The sequence below is a fragment of the Planotetraspora sp. GP83 genome, from assembly GCF_041262585.1.
Classification (GTDB): Bacteria; Actinomycetota; Actinomycetes; order Streptosporangiales; family Streptosporangiaceae; genus JAOEGB01.
Map to the genome: position 1 here is coordinate 26,011 of NZ_JBGCBZ010000014.1, position 17,920 is coordinate 43,930.

The window sequence follows — 17,920 nt, forward strand, 5'->3', positions numbered from 1 at the left end:
CGGTCAGCCGTTACGGCAGGCGATCAGCGACTTGGTGAGCCCGGCGAAACGTTCGGCGATGAGCGTGGAGTCCGGGAAGTAGTGCCGCATCTGGGTACGGCTCAGCAGCTCGACCTCCAGCACCAGGGGCAGCGCCTCGGCGCGGGTCCGCGGCCGTTTCGCCCAGGCCGACAGCGGCCAGCGCGCGGCGAACGCCGTCTGCAGCGGCAGCGGCAGGAACTGGAACAGCGGGAACACCCAGTGCGGTTCGATCGGGAAGTACAGATACGGCACCTGCACCCAGTGACGGTCCGAGAGCCGGTGGACGGAGTCGGCGAACCGCCCGCGCATCTCGTGGCCGCCCACATGCTCCATCACCGAGTTGGAGAAGACCAGGTCGAAGCGGCGTTCGGCGAGGTGGCGGGGAAGGTCGCAGGCGTCGCCCAGCTCCATGGTGACCCAGTCGGGGAGCTCGTCGTCGGCGACTCCCCTGACCGGAGGCACAGGGTTGATCAGGTGGACGTGGGCGGGGCGCACCGGAGAGCGGGTCCAGGTGCGCACGGTGCCGCCGAGATCGATCACCTCCATGCGCTCCAGATCCGGGAAGCGTTCCAGCAGCATCCTCATGCGCCGGGCGCGCAAGCCCGTGTTCAGCGAGCCCGGCTGGCCGATCAGGCGTTTCCGCAGCCTTTCACCAGAGCTCGGACGGGCTTCACCCACCGCTGTCATCTCTGTTCCTCATCTCTCTGATGTGACGTCCCGCTCTTCGCCCTGGCGCGACGGGCTTCGGCATACAGCTCGCCGAGAGCGCTCAGGTGACCCTCGGACGAGAACCGCGCCATCGCCATCCGGCGGGCGGACTTGCCCATGGCGAGGCTTCCCTCGGGGTCCCGCAGCAGCGCCAACGCGGCCGACGCCAGCTCCATGGGCTCACCGGGAGGGATCAGGCGGCCGGTGGCGCCGTCGATGATGAGCTCGCCCATGCCGCCGAGCGCCGTGCCGATCACAGGCACGCCGCACGAGAAGGCCTCGATGACCGTCATCGGCTGGTTCTCATGCCAGCGCGAGGGCACCAGCAGCGCGGTGGCGGAACGGAACAGCTCCAGCACCTCCTGCCGTGATCTCTGACCGAGGAAGCTCACACGTCCGGGGGCGACGTCGGCGGCCATCCGCTCCAATGTCTCGCGCTCGGGCCCATCACCGGCGATGACCAGGCGCGCGTCCGCTCCGAGCAGACCCATGGCGCGGATGGCCGTGTCGATGCCCTTGCCCTCGTGCAGGCGGCCGACGCAGACGAGCGGGCCCCCCGGTTCGGACTTGGGCGGCACACTGGTGGGATCGGTGAAGTTGTCCAGGATGCGCAGCCGGTCGGGATACACATCCGCGCGAGTGAGCTGCCCGGCCAGGAACCTGCTCGGGCTGATGAACACGTTCACCGCGTCGTAGGCGCGGAACCGGCGGTGCAGCCAGGTTTCCGTAGCCAGTACGGCGCTGGCTCCGAGAGAGTCGTCCTTGCACCGGCGCCGCACCGCCTCCCGCAGGCTTCCGCCCACACACGCGGTGCACACATTGCCGTGATCGAGGAAGGAGTACGACGGGCACACCAGCTTGCAGTCGTGCAGGGTCATCACGACCGGCACGCCGGCATTGCTCAAGGCGGACAGCACCGAGGGCGAGAGCTGGTGGTAGATGTTGTGCAGGTGGGCCACGTCCGGTTTGAAGTCCTCGATCACCCGTGCGATCCCCCGGCGGGCGCTGGTCGACCACAGCATGCGGCCGACGCTCTTCGCCCTGGCTATCGGGCCCCTGGGCGGCGGGTTCAGCTCCAGATTGCGGGGGAAGTGCTCCTCGTACCGGGAGGGGATGTTGTCCGGGTGCGCCATGGCGAAGAAGGCCACCTCACTGCCCCGCTCGACCTGCAGGTCGGCCAGGTCCAGCATGTACGCTTCCGCGCCACCGCGCCGGTAGAGGAACTTGTTGACGTGCAGGACCCTCACTGGATCTCCCTTTCGGGCGCCCCGATGTGAAGGGCCAGCCCGGCGAACGCCGCTTGGTACCACATCACGGCCACAGCGGTCATGATGTTGTCGGAGAGCGCCGACACGCTCAGAGCGACCACGCAGCCGGTGAAGCCCACGGCGATCCCGCGTTCCAGGCTGACGGCCGGCGCTCCCGCTCGCGGGCTTGTGACGCGCAGAGCACGCCGGGCGGTGACGAACAACGCGGCCAGCAGCCCCAGGTACGCCAGCAGGCCGACGACGCCGGACTCCACCAGCGCGCGCACGTAGTCGTTGTGCACCTCTTTGTAGAGGACCAGGCGTGTGGTTCCGAGCCCGATGCCGGTGACCGGATTGTCGGGCAGCAGATCGACGGCCTCGAACCAGTGATCGAGCCGCCACACCAGAGAGTTGGCCTCCCGGCCGCCGGGCGTGTAAGCCTGCGACAGGTCGGAGAACCGCTGCAGCACCGAGGGCACCGCCACGAGCACGCCCGCGACGATCAACCCCAGTGCGTAGATGACACGGCGATCCTGGAGGAGACCGACCACGACGACACCGGCGAGAGCCGCGATCCAGGCCCCGCGCGCGGCCGTCGCCAGCAGAGCGGCGCCGAGACCGGCGAGCAGCAGAAGAAGCGCGATCCTGGTCCGCCCGCGCACGTGCCACAACAGCGCCACGCCCATGACCAGCAAGGTGTAACAGAATTCGCCGAGCGGATTCGGATGCCAGAAGGTGCCGACCGGCCGCATCAGCCCGTCGAGATCCACCAACCCGTTACCTGTGACGACCTGGTAGATCGTCACGAGCACCGGAATCACCCCGGAGACCAACGCGGCGCCGAGCAGCGGAACCGTCCGGCTCGGATCGTCGGCCACCAGCCGCTCGACCACGAAGATCATGATGAGGAACGCCCCGATGCGCGACACCTCGCCGACGCTGACGGCGGGGGCGCGCGAACCGAGCAGGCTGAGCAGCGAGGCGCCGAAGAAGGCCGCGGCCGCCACCGGCAACGCCGGGTGCGGACGGGCCTCGGGGAGGCGACGTTCCTGCACGACCAGCCACGCGAGACCGGCGCAGATGAACAGCACGCCCAGCATGGAGGACGGATCGAACAGGCTCGACGACGTCGGCTGCCCGCCACCCGCGTCGACGGTGTCGCCCATGCTGGCCAGCTTGGTCGCGTCCAGGCTCGCCCGGACCACGAGGACGACGACGAGGAACACCGTGAACCGGGAGAAGGCGACGACGGTCAGCGCGACGGCCATCGCCAGCGCGACCGGAAGGACCACCGCGGTGCGCGACCCGCCCGAGGCGAAGACGACGCCGCTGTACACCGCCAGGACGACCGCGACGAGGCCGGCGGCGACGAGTCCCTTCTCGACGGGGACGCGCCGCCGGCTATGCGAGGCGGTGTGCGGGATCACGTCGACTCCAGCCAGCGCAGCGTGGCCGCGTACGGCTCGGGGAAAGTGACGATGAGCGGCTCCGCGCCCACGTCCAGCGGCGTCCCGCTCGACCACGTCCGGGACTGTCCGGCCGGCAGCGTGGTGACCGTGATGGCCGCCGGCGACCCGTCCGCCGGGCGCGGCAGGGAGACGGTGCCGCCGCCGGTGCTCCAGACCACCAACGCCGACGTGGCCCCCTGGTCGACGATCCCGCCGTCCAGCCCCGGGCGCGTCACGGGATGCCAGGCGCCCGTCGCAAAATGCTGCCTGAACTGGTCGAACACCATCTTGGCCGGGCGGGCGACGTTGTCGTCGCCGTACAGCCCCCGCCAGTGCTCCGTCGAGACGATCGCCCCACCGGCCTTGTAGTTCAACGGAAGGTAGACGATGCGCTTGACGCCGCGGGCGAGAAGGGTGGCGACGAGCTTGGCGGTCTCGACGCCGTGGGCCACGGGGTCGTAGTCCGAGCCCGGCCAGTAGGAACCCAGCTCCCACGCCTCGATCGGCATGCTGGGCGGAACGCTCTCGTGGATGTAGCCGATCACGTCGGGCACCGCCGCCCAGCCCCCGTAGTAGTGAAGCTGGACGATGTCGAAGACCCCCGCCTTGTCCAGCTCGAAGTTCACTGCGTGGGCGGCGATCGCCCGCTGCGCCCTGGGCAGGGTGAAGACGGCCCGTAGCTCGTCGGCGGTGTTCGCCAGAGGAAACCCGCCGTCGGCGCGCCCCGCGTAGAACGCCCGGTAGAAGGCGAGGGCCCGGTCGGTCTGGCCGGAGTCGAGGAGGTCACGCGCCACCGTGATTCCGTAGCCGGCGCTGGTGACCCCCACGTCGAGGACCCGCGCCTGCGGGTCCGCCTCGCGTACGGCCTGCGCTCCGGCCCTGCCCACCTCGCGGAAGGCGAGGGGATCCGCGCCCCACATGGTGTAGGCGTCGATCTCGTTCTCGATCCCGTACAGGTGGACGCCCTTGGCGGCGTAACGGGTCACGAGGTCACGCACGAACGCCTGGTAGGCCGCCATGTCCGCCGGAGGGAAGGAGACGGCCACCCGCGGGCGGCCGGCGGTCGGCTGACCGCTCGCCCAGCAGGAGCCGGTGCGGATCCGCAGCATCACGCGGTAGCCGTACGCGAGCAGATCGGTGACGACACGGTCGTCGAGCCACCAGTTCCGCTCGCCCTGCCGCGGCTCGACCGCGCACCAGACGATCTCGTGGAACGTCGCGCCGCCGCCGTACGCCTCGATGACGGGGTCGTAGCGGGTGGGCGGATGCTGATATCCGTCCCACTTCAGCCCGAACGGCTGCTCGGGCAACTGCCGGGCGGCCCGCGTCGCGCCGGCACCCGGACGCTCGGAAGCGGCGGTGCACCCCGTGGCCCACAGCAGGGCCAGGATCGCGAGTACGGCCGCGGCGCCCCGAATCACGTTCTTCCCCTCCCGACGGACAGCCCTTTATAGCCGGACATGTCGGGATTGCACAGTCACTATCGAGCAAACCGGAAGATACGCGGACGCGAATGACCGGTAAAGCAAAGTTCACCCTCGTTCCCCGGCAAAGACTCACTCCCACAAAAGGGCATAAAGGCGCTAGAGGCAGCGGCACAGCCTAATTCCCTGCACATTTTGTGGGTTATCCTCCGCCGCCCCGGACAGCCGCGCCGATCCGCCGGCAGAGCCGCACAGGCCCAGCTCACGACCAGGGCCACAGCCCGAGAGGGCGCTCTTTATACCGGATTTATGGCAATTCATTCGTGCGCCGCACGAACGTTGGCGGGCACAGACGTGAACATCCGGCAAATGAGACGGAGGCCGGTCCGGCGGTGCGCCCTGGGGCGGTCGCCGGGGCTAACCGGTAGTGAAGAGCGCGGAAATACCGTGATCACCTCTTTTCGGGCCTTCTGCGATTCCCTAACGTCCAGGCCAAAGGCGCGTTCCGCGTTTGTCTTATATGGGGGGTTCGGGCATGCCCGCCGCCGACACGTCAGGATCCATCACCTTCTCCCCGGCCTCCGCTGACCGCCGGGTGCTCCGCATCGCCATGATCGGGCAGCGCGGCCTGCCGGCCACCTTCGGCGGCATCGAGCACCACGTCGCCCATCTCGGCCGGCGGCTGGCCGCCCGGGGACACGAGGTAACCGTCTACTGCCGCAGCAACTACGTGCCCGAGCGGCACGACGCCGTGGACGGCATGCGACTGCGGCACCTGCCCACCCTCGGCACCAAGCACCTCGACGCGTTGACGCACAGCCTGCTCTCCACCGTGTCCGCCCTGGGCGCCGGCAACGACATCGTCCACTACCACGCGCTGGGCCCCGGCCTGTGCGCTCCGCTGCCCCGCTACCTGTCGGGCGCGCGGGTCGTGCAGACCATCCACGGGCACGACGACCGCCGGCAGAAGTGGGGCGGCACCGCCAAGGCCGTGCTGCGCAGCGCGCGCTGGCTGAGCGAGCACGTCCCCGACGCCGTCATCGGCGTCTCTCGCGAGATCGCCGACGAGTACGCGCTGGTCCGCGGCCGTCCCACCGTCCACATCCCGAACGGGGTCGAACGGCCGATGTCCGGCCTCTCCCCCGAACCCGTCATCCAGCGCGGGCTGCGTCCCGGGAAGTACGTGCTGTTCGTCGGTCGGCTGGTGCCCGAGAAGGCCGTCGACCTGCTGCTCGGGGCGTTCAGCGGGGTGCCCGGTGACATCCAGCTCGCCGTCGCGGGCGGCTCGTCCTTCACCGACGGCTACGTCTCCGGACTGCACGAGCTCGCAGCGGCCGACCCCCGGGTGCACATGCTGGGGTACGTCTACGGCGACGAGCTGGCGTCCCTCTACCGCAACGCCGCCGTCTACGTTCAGCCCTCGCACCTGGAGGGTCTCCCGCTCGCCCTGCTCGAAGCCGCGTCGTACGGCCTGCCCACCATCGCCAGCTCTCTTGGCTGCCATCGCGAAGTGATCGCGGAGGAGGGCCCGGGCGGCTGGCTCTTCCGCGAGGGCGACGCGAGACACCTGCGGGACGTCATGGTGCGGGTGCTGGCCGCGCTCGACGACGAGAGGGACAGCGCGCGGGCCAGGACCGAGAACGTGCTCAGCCGATACTCCTGGGACGTCGCCGCCGACCTGACCGAGGCGCTCTACCGCTCGCTGCTCGCGACGCCGAGGCGGGTGCGATGACCGCCACGTCCCTCGCCAGGCCGGTCACCACATCGAGCACCCCGGCGCTGTCGTGGGTGGGACGCTACCGGCGGTGGGTGGTGGCCGGCGACGCGCTCGTCATCTGCTCCGCACTCGCGGGCGTCTACGGGGGCCGGTTCGGGAGCCGGTTCGAGCTGCCGTCGCCCCTCGTCTCCGGCGTGCCGTACGCGGTGGTGGGCTTGAGCCTCGCGGCGGCCTGGCTGCTCTCCCTGCAGCAGATGCGCTGCTACGACGGGCGCGTGCTCGGCCACGGCAGCGACGAGTATCGCCGGGTGGCGACCGGCAGCCTGCACGTCGCGGCCTTCGTCGCCATCGGGTGCTACGTGCTCGACCTGCCGCTCGCTCGTGGCTTCGTCGCCCTGGCATGGCCGGCCGGCACCGCGGGCCTGATCGGCTGGCGGTTCGCCGCGCGGAAGTGGCTGCACAGCCGGAGGCGGCGGGACGCCTCCTGGTCGCACCGCGTTCTCGTGGTCGGCACCGAGTTCCGCGCCGCGCACCTCATCCGGCAGCTCCGGCGTGAACCGTACGCCGGGTACGCGGTGGCCGGGGTGTGCCTGCCGGACGGCTACGACGACACGCTCCCGGGTTTCCCCGACGTCCCCGTGCTCGGCACCTTCGACGACGTACGGCAGACCCTCGCGCGGCTGGGCGCCGACACCGTGGCGGTGACCGGGCTGACCATCCCCCGGATGCGCTCTCTCGCGTGGGAGCTGGAGGGCACGGGAGTCGACCTGGTCGTCGCCCCCGCGCTCACCGATGTCGCGGGACCGCGCGTCCACACCCGGCCGGTGGCCGGCCTCCCCCTCCTCCATGTGGAGGAGCCAGAACTCCAGGGCCCCAGGCGAATCGCCAAGAACGTCCTGGAGCGGGCCATCGCGGTGGCCGCCGTCGCCTTACTCCTCCCAGTAGGCGCGATCATCGCGATGGCCATCCGCCTCGACAGCCCCGGGCCGGCCCTGTTCCGGCAGACAAGGGTGGGCATCGGGGGCCGCCGTTTCACCCTGTACAAGTTCCGCTCGATGGTCCGCGACGCCGAGAGCATCCGCGAGACCCTGCGGAACGACGGCAACGGCGTCCTGTTCAAGATGCGGCGCGACCCCCGCGTCACCCGCGTCGGCGGCCTCCTCCGCAGGTGGTCGCTCGACGAGCTGCCCCAGCTGGTCAACGTGATCAAAGGCGACATGAGCCTGGTCGGCCCGCGTCCCCCGCTGCCCGCCGAGGTCGCGACGTACGGCGCCGACGCCTCCCGGCGCCTGCTCGTACGGCCCGGCCTGACGGGGCTGTGGCAGGTGAGCGGCCGGTCGGACCTGTCCTGGGAGGACACGGTGAGGCTCGACCTCTACTACGTGGAGAACTGGTCGATCACCACCGACCTGGTGATCCTGTGGAAGACGATCGGCGCGGTGCTCCGCCGCGACGGCGCCTATTGAGCATTCGGCGTTTGCGGGGCCGCGCAGGTCACTGGGAGACCGTGGCGTCGTCGAGTCCCAGCAGGGCCTCAAGCATCGGGAACACGGCGTACCAGAGCAGGGCCAGCACGACCGCCACGATGACCACGGCGGTCGCCAGCTTGCCGAAGAACCTCCCGGGAAGCCTCTGCCAGATCCACGGATAGATCACGGTTTCCCCTTCAGCTCCGCGGGACGCCCCTGTGACTTGGCCTGCGTGTGGTCCAGCTCGGCGAACACGATGAGCCGCTGCCAGTTCTGCAGCTTGGGGTTGCAGGTGGTCAGGGTCAGCATGGCCTTCTCCGGCCGCGCCTTGGGATGGAAGGGGTCGGGCGCGATGACCTCGACCTGCGTGGGCAGCACCTTGCGCTGCCCGACCACGCGGTAGATGTACCAGCCGGTCTTGGTCTCGGCCACGATGGCGTCGCCGTCGCGCAGCCGGTCGATGTCCCAGAACACCGAGAGGATGCGGTGCCCGGCGATCGCCATGTTGCCCACCTGGCCGGGCTGGGCCGTGCCGGGGTAGTGGCCCGGCCCCTTCCGCAGGTCGTCCCAGGTGACGCCCTCGACGACGGCCCACTTCCGATCCAGCTTCGGGATGTGGATGCGCCCGATCGGCTGCCCCTCCACCGGCGTGGCCGCTGCGGCCGTCTTCCACTGACGGTCGAGCGTCGTGTCGACCTGGTCCTGCTCGGCCTGGATCCGCCACGCCTTGCCGTAGAACTCGTACGCCGCGAAGAGGCAGGCCAGCAGGCCGAGCGTGATCATCACCTCGCCGGCGCCGCGTGCGATCCGCCGCGACGGCGGATCCCACAGTTCCTCAGCCGTCGCGCCGGTCGGCGCCACCTGGTCGGCGACCACGATCAGAATTCGTCCGCGACGTGGCCGCCACGGCGCGCGACCCGCAGCGTCAGCACGCCACCCATGATCAGCGCGACGCCCGCCAGCGTGAGCGGAGCGACGAAACCGTCGCCGGTCTTGGCCAGCGTGTCGTCGTCAGAGCCGCCCCCTCCCGCCTCGACGGTCTTGTACGTCGTGGAGGGCCCGTGATGAGTGGGCGTGTTGCTGGCGGCAGGCGTGTGGGACGTCCCCGTGGTGGTCGTGTTCGTCGGCGTGTGAGACGTCGATGTGGTGGAGGAGGGGCAGGCCGACGCGGAGGTGCTCGCGGAGGTGCTCGGGGAGGTGCTCGGGGAGGTGCTCGCGGACGCGCTGGCACTGGCGGAGGCGCTGGCGGAGGCGCTGGCGGAGGCGCTGGCGCTGGCCGACGCACTGGCACTGGGCGACGCGCTCGCGCTGGCCGACGCGCTGGGGCTGGTGCTGGTGTCCACCTCCGCCGCCATCAGGGTGAACGCCATCGCGGCCACGCTCCGGGAGGCGCTCGCGGACGGGCTGGCCGACGCACTCGCGCTGGCGGACGCACTCGCACTGGCCGACGCACTCGCGGAGGCGCTCGCCGAGGCGGTCGCACTCGGCGACGGACACGGGGTGGAGAAGGAGGAGCGCGACGCCGACGCACTCGCGCTGGCCGACGCGCTGGCGGACGAGCTCGCCGAGGCGCTGGCAGAGGTGCTTGCCGACGCGCTCGGGCTAACGGAGGCGCTCGGGCTCGGCGACGGACTCGCCGAGGTCGATGCCAGGGCCAGTTGCTGCTGCGCGGTGGGGTTGGTGGTCTCGCTGTAGGTGATGCTGATCGACACCGGAGCCAGCGAGCCAGTGGACGTGGCGAGGGACGCCAGCGGCTTGGCGGTCTCCTCCGTCACGGTCGCCGCCATGTTGAGCCAGCTCACCGTCTGGCCGGTGACCTGGGGCTGCGCGGCGGCGAGCCGTGCCACGTCGGCACGGGGATCCGCGGCGTCCGACGGCCCGGGAGTCAGTGGTGTCCCGACCGGCGAAGAGCTCTGGTGCACGGAGGGAGAAGGCGACGGCGTCGCCGGCGCCTCGGGGCTGGAGATCTCGGCGCGCAGCACGGACCCCCCGCCGTCGATGACGACCTGCGGACGGGCGATCACCACGGTCCTGCGGGCGTCGGTCAGGGTCACCGTACCGTCGTAAGTCACCGTCGCCCTTCCCGACACGGGATCGTAGGCGCCGCTCTTGGCCGGGAACCGCACCGTGCCGTCCGGCAGCCGCTCGGCGCCGCCTTCGAGCCCGACCTTCACCTCGTCGTGGCCCTCCGGCCCGTCGTGGCCCTTCGGCGCCTCATGGGTCTTCGATTCGCCGTGGGTATTGGGCTCGTCGCCGCCTTTGGGGGCCGGGAGGAGCAGGTCGCTCACCGCCCAGGTGAGGCTGCCGCCCGTCACCTCCCTGGCCGTCGGGGCATCCGGGGCGGTGGCGGCGAGCGCGCCTATGGTCGCCATCGCCCCGAAGGCCAACTGCACGACGGCCAGAGCCGTCAGCCTGCGGGCCCGGCGTCGCCGGCCGTCACGCGCACTGTTCATTGCCAACCACCACAAGAGGTCTCGTTATCGGGCGTCGGAAACTCGGGGCCGGTACGGCTGCCGCCACGTCGGCGGACAGGCCCGCGGTCGGGCTCATGGCGACTTCACCGAGCTCAGCGAGGCGTACACGACGAGGTTGTCGGTGTAGCTGTGGGTCTTCCTGTTGTAGACGCCGCCGCAGGTGATCAGCCGGAGCGCGGCGTGGTCGGTGTTCCCGTAGACCCGCTCGGTGGGGAATGCCTTCTTGGACACCTGCTCGACCCCGTCGACGGTGAACACGGCGACCGTTCCATCGCGGCGGCCGATCTGCACCGTGTCTCCCTGAGCGAGCTCCCGCAGCCTCATGAAGACGGCCGGACCCGAGCGGGTGTTCACGTGCCCCACGATGACCGCGGGGCCCAGTTCTCCGGGTGTCGGGCCGTACTGGTACCAGCCCGCGAGGTTGCGCGCCGACAACGGCGGCACCTCGATCTCGCCGTTCGGGGTGAGCCCGACGGCGCGGAGCGGCGCGTCCACGCCTATGTCGTGGATGACGAGCCGGGTCGGTGCGGACTTGGCGAGTGGCTCGACGGGCTGCACGTACGGAGGCGGCGGCGGCGCGGACTCCACCGCGGCGGTCAGAGCGACACCTGGACCTCCCGGCCCCACCGCCGGCGCGAGGGCGAGCGCCCCCGGCCTCTTGGGCCCGGGAATGCCCGAGGTGCCCGAGGTGCCCGAGGTGAACGCCGCGTCCCGCTCCGGCGCGGTCGCCAGCAGAAGCAGGCTGACCACCGCGGTCACGAGCGCCGCCACCGTTCCCAGCAGGAGCGCGACGCGCAGAGGTCCGATCGCGGGGCCCGAAGGGTTTCCGGGATCGGGAACCCACCACGCCGGAGCCTGCGCTCCAGGCACCACACCAGACCCACCAACGACCACACCGGGCCCACCAACGACCACACCGGGCCCACCGGCCGCCGGGCCCGGCCAACCCGGGACCTGCGCCGGCCCCATCACCATTCCAGGCGCACCGGTATCCGGGGCCGGCGGGAGTTGACCGCTCGCCACTTCAGAGGTGCCCGCGTCTGGAGCCGAGGCCGCAAGAGGCTGGCCTGCGTCCTGGTTCAGCTCTTCCATCCTGTTCAGTCCTTTCGCGCGTTACGGGCCGGACGCCTCCGGAGCAGCGCCAGCCCGGCCAGCCCGGCCAGCCCGGCCAGCCCAGAGGTGATGGCCAGCGCCCAGAGGTTCCGTCGTGGTCCGGGGGCCTCTCCCGTCGCGGCGGCTCCCTGCGGGGTGAGGGTCACCTGCGGCGAGGCGGTGGCCGTCGCCGTCACCGTGATGGTCGGCTTCGGCGTGGCGCTGGGCGATGCTGACGACGAGGCGGACGACGTGGGAGACGGGGTGGAAGAGGGAGAAGGCGACGCCGACGGGGAGGAGGCCGCCGAGGGTGAAGCCGAAGGCGACGGCGACGGTGACGGGGAGGGCGGCGGGCTGCTCACCGTCACCTGTGCGCCGCCACTCGGGGCCGTCGTGACGCAGGTGACCTTCCCCGCGTCCGCGCCGAGGTCGAGCTGGAAGTCGCCTGGCATGATCGTGATGACCTTGCCGGGGGCCATGTCCGCCGGGATGGTGAGATTCCCGGTCATGGGTGGCACGGCCAGAGCCTCGCCGGGCTTCACGGCGGTCGCCAGCGTCGACCCGCCGGTCAGGGGGGCCAGCTCTCCCTTGATCGCACCGTTCAGACGGAGCCTGCCGTACGCGCCGACGTCGGAGCCCTGCGCCAGGGCCGTCTCTCCGGCATAGCTGGGCCCGCCGGCGAGCGACCACTTCACGGTGATCGTGGAGCCGATGAGGCCGGCGCGGGGAGCGTCCAAGGTGACGTCGAGCGTTATGGCGCCGGCGCCGCAGGTGTAGGGCACGTTGAGGATCTGGGTGTCTGCGGCCGCGGCGTCCTGCGGAAGGACCGTTCCTAGGGATATGAACGCGAGGACGACGCCGGCCCGGAGCCCAGCCGGCAGGAGAGGCACGATGCTCGGCCTTTCAGCATGGTGAGGGGGTTCACTGTTTGTCGGGCAGCGAAGTTCGTCGGGCAGCGAAAGGCTCGCGAGCGACGGTTAATCGCCGGGGCTGCGACAGTGACCAGCCGGTGTTTCCCCTGTGAAGCATGGGTCCTTACGTGAACGGCAGGTGATCCCAGATGGACGCCGGGCGTATCGAGGGAGGCCGGTAGTGCCAAAACGGTCAAACGATGCCAAATGCCGTCAGGTGCGGGCGGCATCGACCGCCGTGCCGGAGACCTCCTCGGCGACGGTGGCCGCACGCAGATGGTCGGGGGTAAGGCGGCCGAGCGTTATGGTCCCGGCGATGAGCACGGCGGCGGCCACCAGGGCCGGGATGACGTTCCCCACTCCCGTGGGCAGCGGCTCGCCCAGCAGCAGGGCTCCGGCCGTGACCGAGGTGATCGGGTCCACCACCTGCACCCCGGCGTAGGCGATGCCGAAGTAGCCCACGGCGTACGACTTCTGCAGCAGCACCACGGCGCAGACCAGCAGCACGGGGACGGCGAGAGTGAACCAGTGGAGCAGCCGGGTGAGGTCCCCGCCGAGCCCGCCTCCCACGACCCGCACGAACGTGGACACCGTGGCGGTGACCGAGCCCGCGCCGATCGCCATGGACAGCGCCTTCAGCGGCCCTCGCAGCCACCGTGCGATGGTGAACGTCACGGCGACGATCAGAGCGACGCAGCCGATGAGCCCCAGCGCGGCGCGGTCCGACAGCACGGGGGTCACGTTGCGCGCCGGGATCAGCAGCATCAGCCCCAGCAGCCCGGCCGCGACCGCGACCGACCCGAGGATCTCAGCGCGGTGCGGGCGTCTACCGTGCAGCAGCGCGGACAGCGGCACGGCGAAGACGAGCGTCGCCACGCTGACCGGCTGCACGACGACGAGTGGCGCGAAGCTCAGCGCCACCGCGTGCAGGGACGCCCCGGTGAAGCCGATGACGCCGCCGATCCACCAGCGTGGCCGCTTCACCAGCTTGAGCGTGGCGCCCTCGCTGACCGCCTCGAACTGCTGCAGGGCGGCGCCCAGCGCGTATCCCAGGGCGCCGACGAGGGCGATCGAGATTCCCACCCAGATCATGGGCGCCGGCCGGTGAGTCGCGAGTCGAGGGTCACCACGCAAGCTTAGGGACTAAGCGGACTGTCCCGGCCCCTTCGACCGGGACAGAACACGTGAAAGCTACGACCTTTCCGGGCAGACGCAGAAGAGATGACCCTCCGGGTCGGCGAGCACGACCCATCCGTCCCCGGGCTGGAACTCGGGCTTGGTGGCGCCGAGGTCGAGATACTCCTGTACGGCTTCCGCCACGTCGGGCACCCGGAAGTCGAGGTGGAACTGCTTGTCGGGGCCGGGCCAGGAGGCGGGCTTCCGGTCCGGCACCCGCTGGAAGAAGATGTTGACCGTGCCGTCGCTGATTCCGGCGTACTCGTCCTCGGCGTACTGCACCTCATATCCGGTCACCTTGGCGTAGAACTCGGCCAGCTTGCGCGGCTCGGCGCAGTCGATGGTCATGGCGATCAGCTTCGCGGTCGTTGTCATGGCCGCCATCCTGCCCGCCATACCTGTCAACCGATGTCAGCTATGCCGGGGATGCCCTTCACCCCGGCCGCGCCCGGATAGTGGGACCATGAATCGGGCAGACGGAACCAGTCCGGCAGGTGAGTCGTTGGAGCGTGCATGGCCTCGGTAGTTGGGTTCATCCGGCGTTTCCTCGACAAGCCCGGCAGTATCGATCTCTCGCCGTTCGAGCGGATCGTCGCCGAGGCCGGCGAGCTGGAAGACGAGGTCCGCGGGCGCCCTCGTCGAGACCGGCGCGCCGGCCTCCGCCCGGACACGGTCGGGACCGCCGAGTTCTGCGCCGTGGTCCGGGAGGCGGCCCGCCGTACGCTGGGCCAGCGGCCCTTCGACGTCCAACTGGTGGGCGTGCTCGCCATGCTGAACGGTCACGTCGTCCAGATGGCCACCGGCGAGGGCAAGACGCTGGCGGGCGCCCTGACCGCGGCCGGGTTCGCCCTGCGGGGCAAGCGGGTCCACGCGGTCTCGGTGAACGACTACCTGGCCCGGCGTGACGCCGAATGGATGGCCCCGCTGTACGAGGCGCTGGGCCTCACCGTCGGCTGGATCGCCGAAACCTCGTCCCCCGAGGAGCGCCGGGAGGCCTACTCCCGGGACGTGACGTACGCGGCGGTCAGCGAGCTCGGCTTCGACGTGCTGCGCGACCGGCTCCGCACCGACCCCGCCGACCTGGTCGTCCCCACGCCGCAGGTCGCCCTGGTCGACGAGGCCGACTCGGTGCTCGTGGACGAGGCGCGCGTGCCGCTCGTGCTGGCCGGCGCCGCGGATCCGGGTGCGGCGGTGCCGGAGATGGCCGCCCTCGTCCGGCGGCTGTCGAGGGGCTACCACTACAAGATCGACGAAGAGGGTCGCAACGTCTTTCTCACCGCCAAGGGCACCGACACGGTGGAGAAGGCCCTCGGCATCGACCTCTACCACGACCCCGGCATGGTGACCGAGGTCAACCTGGCCCTGCACGCGCACGCGCTGCTCACCCGCGACGTCGACTACATCGTCAGGGACGGTCGGGTCCATCTCATCAACCCGTCACGGGGGCGGGTCGCCATCCTGCAGCGGTGGCCCGACGGTCTCCAGGCCGCCGTGGAGGCGAAGGAGAAGCTGCCCGCCTCGGAGACCGGCGAGATCCTCGACTCGCTGACCATCCAGGGCCTGCTCCGGCGTTATCCCGAAATATGCGGCATGACGGGTACGGCGGTCGCGGTGGGCGAGCAACTCCGCGAGTTCTACGACCTGCGGGTCGCCGTGATCCCGCCCAACAAGCCGTGCGTCAGGCTCGACGAGCCGGATCGGATCTATGCCACGGCGGAGGACAAAGAGCGCGCCCTGCTGGACGAGATCGCCGCCCAGCACGCCACCGGCCGCCCCATCCTGATCGGCACGCTCGATGTGGCCGAATCGGAGCACCTGGACGAGCTGCTCCGAACCCGGGGCCTGCGGCCCGTCGTCCTCAACGCGAAGAACGACGCGGAGGAGGCCGCGATCATCGCCGGAGCCGGCGCCCGTGGCACGATCACCGTCTCCACCCAGATGGCCGGCCGCGGCACCGACATCCGCCTCGGCGGCCAGGCCGTACCGGACACGAACGGCGCCACCCCCGATGGCCAGGCCGTACCTGAGCAAGATGGAGACGCGGCCGCGCGGGAGCGGGAGGTCGCGGACCTCGGCGGGCTTTACGTCATCGGCACCGGGCGGCATGACAGCAGCAGGCTCGACGACCAGCTCCGGGGGCGGGCGGGACGGCAGGGCGATCCCGGTGGCTCGGTCTTCTTCGTCAGCGGTGAAGACGCGCTGCTCACCGCCTACGTGCCGGACGAGTCACCGCCTCCCGCCGACCCCGCCGACCCCGACGGCGTCGTACGGCACAAGCGGGCCGCCGAGCTGATCGCGCACGCGCAGCGAGTGGCGGAGGGCGTCAACCTGGAGATCCACCGGAACACCTGGCGCTACACGCGGCTGCTGGAGCAGCAGCGGGCCCAACTGCTCGAACGCCGTGATCGGGTGCTCCACGGCGACACCGCGGCGGACGCGCTGAGGGAGGCGTGCCCGGACCGGTACCGCGAGCTGTCCGAAGCCGTCGGTGAGGACCTGGTGAAGCGGGCCGCCCGGCAGATCGTGCTGTTCCATCTGGACCGCTGCTGGACCGAGCATCTCGGCTACCTGGCCGACCTCCGCGAAGGCATCCACCTTCGGGCGCTCGGCCGTCTCAACCCGCTCGACGAGTTCAACCGCGAGGCTGTCCCGGCCTATCGGAGCCTCCTCGACGAGGTCGAGCGGCGCTCCAAGGAGACCTTCGAGACGGCCGACATCACCCGCGACCTGGCGGACCAGGGTCTCAAGCGGCCCACCGCCACCTGGACGTATCTCGTTCAGGACAACCCGTTCGGCTCCGAGTGGGACCGGATCCTCCAGCGCGTGTCCGGAGCCCTCAAGCGCCGCAACCGCGGCACGTGATGGTGATCATGAATAGGCTCCCTGGCACGCCTCCTGACGTGCCCACATAAGGCACGTGATCATGCAGGGATTCCTCGTCGGGCCGCTGACCTGCGTCAGCCCGTCTGGTGACCTTGCAGCAGAGCAGGCAATGCCAGATCACGAAGAGGCTTTTCGCAGGTCACAGCGGAATTCAGGAATGTGTGCATGATCACGGGGAGGAGGGGGCGGCGGCGTGAGCGGTCGCGGCGCGGCGGAGGACCATCTTGGTGGCGGTCACAGCGAGCGCGCCGACGACCAGAGCGGCCGAGACCACCGGAAGCGGCATGGCCTGTTCGGTCTGGGGCCCGGACGCCGAGACGGAACTGAAGCCCACGGTGGTGCTCTCCTTGGCCGCCGCAGGGCAGGGGCTCGCGCTCGGGGCCGTCTGTGACGAGTCGTTCCGGGTGCGGTAGGCGCCCGACGAAAACGGCATCGGGGCGCCCTTCTTCCCCGGCCCGGACCCCCACTCTGTGACGACGTACTCCACCGGGATGTGGCCCATGCCGCCTGCGCCCTCGACCGTCAGCGACGAGCTGTCCCAGGTGCCTCCCGTGAGGTCCGCGAAGGTCTTGCCGTCGAGGTCGAGCATGACGCCCTTGTTCGACGGAATTCCCGGGCCGCGGTCCCCGATGAAGAAGTCGGCCTTCTTGCCCTTGTAGACGACGTAGCCCTTGGTGCCCATCGGCCAGCTGGGGCTGGCCGCGAGGCCCTTCTGCATGGGCTCGCCGGAGGCGGGAGACCCGGTGTCGCCGTTGACGCCCGAGCCGTCGTCCCAGAAGTACGACGCGATGGTGCTGCCCTTGAGCAGCGGCTGCTGGCTGCCGCCCTTGGCGCCGCAGTCACCGGCGTCCTGGCGCTCCGCCGAGCTCAGCAGCTGGTGTGCGGGGGTGGCGGGGAGGTTGTCCGCGATGCTGGAAATGGGGGATCTCCTGACTGGTCACGGTTTGGTAATCGGACACTAAGTCAGGAACCACATCAAACTCAAAGCTTCGTGACGAGATTTTACTTTCGGGGGAATAAACGATCATAACTGGACAAAAAGGTAGGACAACCCGACGGCTGTGCCGTACGGCAAGGTCCTGCTGTGCAGGGTTCAGCGGCGAAGGGCCGCGACGAGTGGTCGCGGCCCTTGGACGTGCGGGAGGGTTACGCCTCGGCCGGTTGCGGCGCATCCTCCTTGGTGCGGGCCTGCCATAACCCGCACCCCTCCGGTGGTGATCACGCACACCTTCCCGGCAACGCCCTCCGACCCGCACCCTCCCCGTTCGTGATCACGCAGACGTTCCCGGCGATGGCACATGACCTGGAGCAGGGCCATCCGTGATCATGCCCCCCGAGGGGATGCATGAT

14 protein-coding genes and 2 pseudogenes are annotated in these 17,920 nt (G+C 70.4%); 4 read left to right on the top strand and 12 right to left on the bottom strand.

All coding sequences use genetic code 11. The features are described 5' to 3' along the window. Nucleotides 1-3: 3 nt before the first annotated feature. From ABH927_RS20205 to ABH927_RS20220, 4 genes are read right to left on the bottom strand one after another with little or no spacing between them, the layout of a single operon-like run. Nucleotides 4-708, bottom strand: a complete 705-nt coding sequence (locus ABH927_RS20205) for a methyltransferase domain-containing protein (protein ID WP_370023761.1) — start codon at nucleotides 706-708, stop codon at nucleotides 4-6. Beyond that, nucleotides 705-1,976 carry a glycosyltransferase family 4 protein gene (locus ABH927_RS20210; RefSeq protein ID WP_370023763.1) on the bottom strand — a complete coding sequence of 424 codons (1,272 nt, stop codon included), beginning with the start codon at nucleotides 1,974-1,976 and terminating at the stop codon, nucleotides 705-707. The genes ABH927_RS20205 and ABH927_RS20210 overlap by 4 nt, the downstream gene beginning before the upstream one ends. Then, on the bottom strand, nucleotides 1,973-3,403 hold the full coding sequence (locus ABH927_RS20215) for an O-antigen ligase family protein (protein WP_370023765.1): 1,431 nt from the start codon (nucleotides 3,401-3,403) through the stop codon (nucleotides 1,973-1,975). The genes ABH927_RS20210 and ABH927_RS20215 overlap by 4 nt, the downstream gene beginning before the upstream one ends. Beyond that, a complete protein-coding gene (locus tag ABH927_RS20220; RefSeq protein ID WP_370023767.1) occupies nucleotides 3,400-4,845 on the bottom strand; it encodes a hypothetical protein in 1,446 nt (481 codons plus the stop codon). The genes ABH927_RS20215 and ABH927_RS20220 overlap by 4 nt, the downstream gene beginning before the upstream one ends. Before the next feature lie 538 nt (nucleotides 4,846-5,383). On the opposite strand from ABH927_RS20220, the gene ABH927_RS20225 reads away from it, so the two are divergent. Both ABH927_RS20225 and ABH927_RS20230 read left to right on the top strand, forming a co-directional pair. After that, the gene (locus ABH927_RS20225; protein WP_370023769.1) at nucleotides 5,384-6,580 is read left to right on the top strand and encodes a glycosyltransferase family 4 protein; all 1,197 of its coding nucleotides are present in this window, start codon (nucleotides 5,384-5,386) and stop codon (nucleotides 6,578-6,580) included. Beyond that, on the top strand, nucleotides 6,577-8,031 hold the full coding sequence (locus ABH927_RS20230; RefSeq protein ID WP_370023771.1) for a sugar transferase: 1,455 nt from the start codon (nucleotides 6,577-6,579) through the stop codon (nucleotides 8,029-8,031). Before ABH927_RS20225 ends, ABH927_RS20230 begins: the two co-directional genes overlap by 4 nt. Before the next feature lie 28 nt (nucleotides 8,032-8,059). Here ABH927_RS20230 and ABH927_RS20235 read toward each other — a convergent pair whose 3' ends face one another. Both ABH927_RS20235 and ABH927_RS20240 read right to left on the bottom strand, forming a co-directional pair. After that, nucleotides 8,060-8,221: a hypothetical protein gene (locus ABH927_RS20235; RefSeq protein WP_370023773.1), complete on the bottom strand. Its 162-nt coding sequence runs from the start codon at nucleotides 8,219-8,221 to the stop codon at nucleotides 8,060-8,062. After that, complete coding sequence (locus ABH927_RS20240; protein WP_370023775.1) at nucleotides 8,218-8,910, bottom strand: class E sortase; 693 nt, start codon at nucleotides 8,908-8,910, stop codon at nucleotides 8,218-8,220. The genes ABH927_RS20235 and ABH927_RS20240 overlap by 4 nt, the downstream gene beginning before the upstream one ends. 270 nt (nucleotides 8,911-9,180) lie before the next feature. Between ABH927_RS20240 and ABH927_RS20245 the strand changes: the two genes are divergently transcribed. Further along, nucleotides 9,181-9,729 carry a hypothetical protein gene (locus tag ABH927_RS20245; protein WP_370023973.1) on the top strand — a complete coding sequence of 183 codons (549 nt, stop codon included), beginning with the start codon at nucleotides 9,181-9,183 and terminating at the stop codon, nucleotides 9,727-9,729. Between the two features lie 65 nt (nucleotides 9,730-9,794). On the opposite strand, the pseudogene ABH927_RS20250 reads toward ABH927_RS20245, so the two are convergent. From ABH927_RS20250 to ABH927_RS20270, 5 genes and pseudogenes are all read right to left on the bottom strand, one after another. Further along, nucleotides 9,795-10,487 (bottom strand): annotated as a pseudogene (locus ABH927_RS20250) (HtaA domain-containing protein); the annotation flags it as partial. A gap of 93 nt (nucleotides 10,488-10,580) precedes the next feature. Further along, complete coding sequence (locus ABH927_RS20255; protein WP_370023777.1) at nucleotides 10,581-11,381, bottom strand: class F sortase; 801 nt, start codon at nucleotides 11,379-11,381, stop codon at nucleotides 10,581-10,583. 224 nt (nucleotides 11,382-11,605) lie between these two features. Continuing rightward, nucleotides 11,606-12,490, bottom strand: coding sequence for a hypothetical protein (locus ABH927_RS20260; protein ID WP_370023779.1), 885 nt, complete (start codon nucleotides 12,488-12,490; stop codon nucleotides 11,606-11,608). A 234-nt stretch (nucleotides 12,491-12,724) separates the two neighbouring features. Further along, nucleotides 12,725-13,603 carry a DMT family transporter gene (locus ABH927_RS20265; RefSeq protein WP_370023781.1) on the bottom strand — a complete coding sequence of 293 codons (879 nt, stop codon included), beginning with the start codon at nucleotides 13,601-13,603 and terminating at the stop codon, nucleotides 12,725-12,727. Between the two features lie 99 nt (nucleotides 13,604-13,702). Beyond that, on the bottom strand, nucleotides 13,703-14,062 hold the full coding sequence (locus ABH927_RS20270) for a VOC family protein (protein ID WP_370023783.1): 360 nt from the start codon (nucleotides 14,060-14,062) through the stop codon (nucleotides 13,703-13,705). A 138-nt stretch (nucleotides 14,063-14,200) separates the two neighbouring features. Between ABH927_RS20270 and secA2 the strand changes: the two genes are divergently transcribed. Further along, on the top strand, nucleotides 14,201-16,549 hold the full coding sequence (secA2, locus tag ABH927_RS20275) for an accessory Sec system translocase SecA2 (RefSeq protein ID WP_370023785.1): 2,349 nt from the start codon (nucleotides 14,201-14,203) through the stop codon (nucleotides 16,547-16,549). A gap of 442 nt (nucleotides 16,550-16,991) precedes the next feature. On the opposite strand, the pseudogene ABH927_RS20280 reads toward secA2, so the two are convergent. After that, nucleotides 16,992-17,378 (bottom strand): annotated as a pseudogene (locus ABH927_RS20280) (hypothetical protein); the annotation flags it as partial. Nucleotides 17,379-17,920: the final 542 nt, after the last annotated feature.

Excerpts from the sequence above, each read along its gene's own strand:
- ABH927_RS20205 (WP_370023761.1), bottom strand. The coding sequence starts at position 708 with ATGACAGCGGTGGGTGAAGCCCGTCCGAGCTCTGGTGAAAGGCTGCGG.
- ABH927_RS20225 (WP_370023769.1), top strand. The coding sequence starts at position 5,384 with ATGCCCGCCGCCGACACGTCAGGATCCATCACCTTCTCCCCGGCCTCC.
- secA2 (WP_370023785.1), top strand. The coding sequence starts at position 14,201 with ATGGCCTCGGTAGTTGGGTTCATCCGGCGTTTCCTCGACAAGCCCGGC.
- ABH927_RS20230 (WP_370023771.1), top strand. The coding sequence starts at position 6,577 with ATGACCGCCACGTCCCTCGCCAGGCCGGTCACCACATCGAGCACCCCG.
- ABH927_RS20265 (WP_370023781.1), bottom strand. The coding sequence starts at position 13,603 with ATGATCTGGGTGGGAATCTCGATCGCCCTCGTCGGCGCCCTGGGATAC.
- ABH927_RS20270 (WP_370023783.1), bottom strand. The coding sequence starts at position 14,062 with ATGACAACGACCGCGAAGCTGATCGCCATGACCATCGACTGCGCCGAG.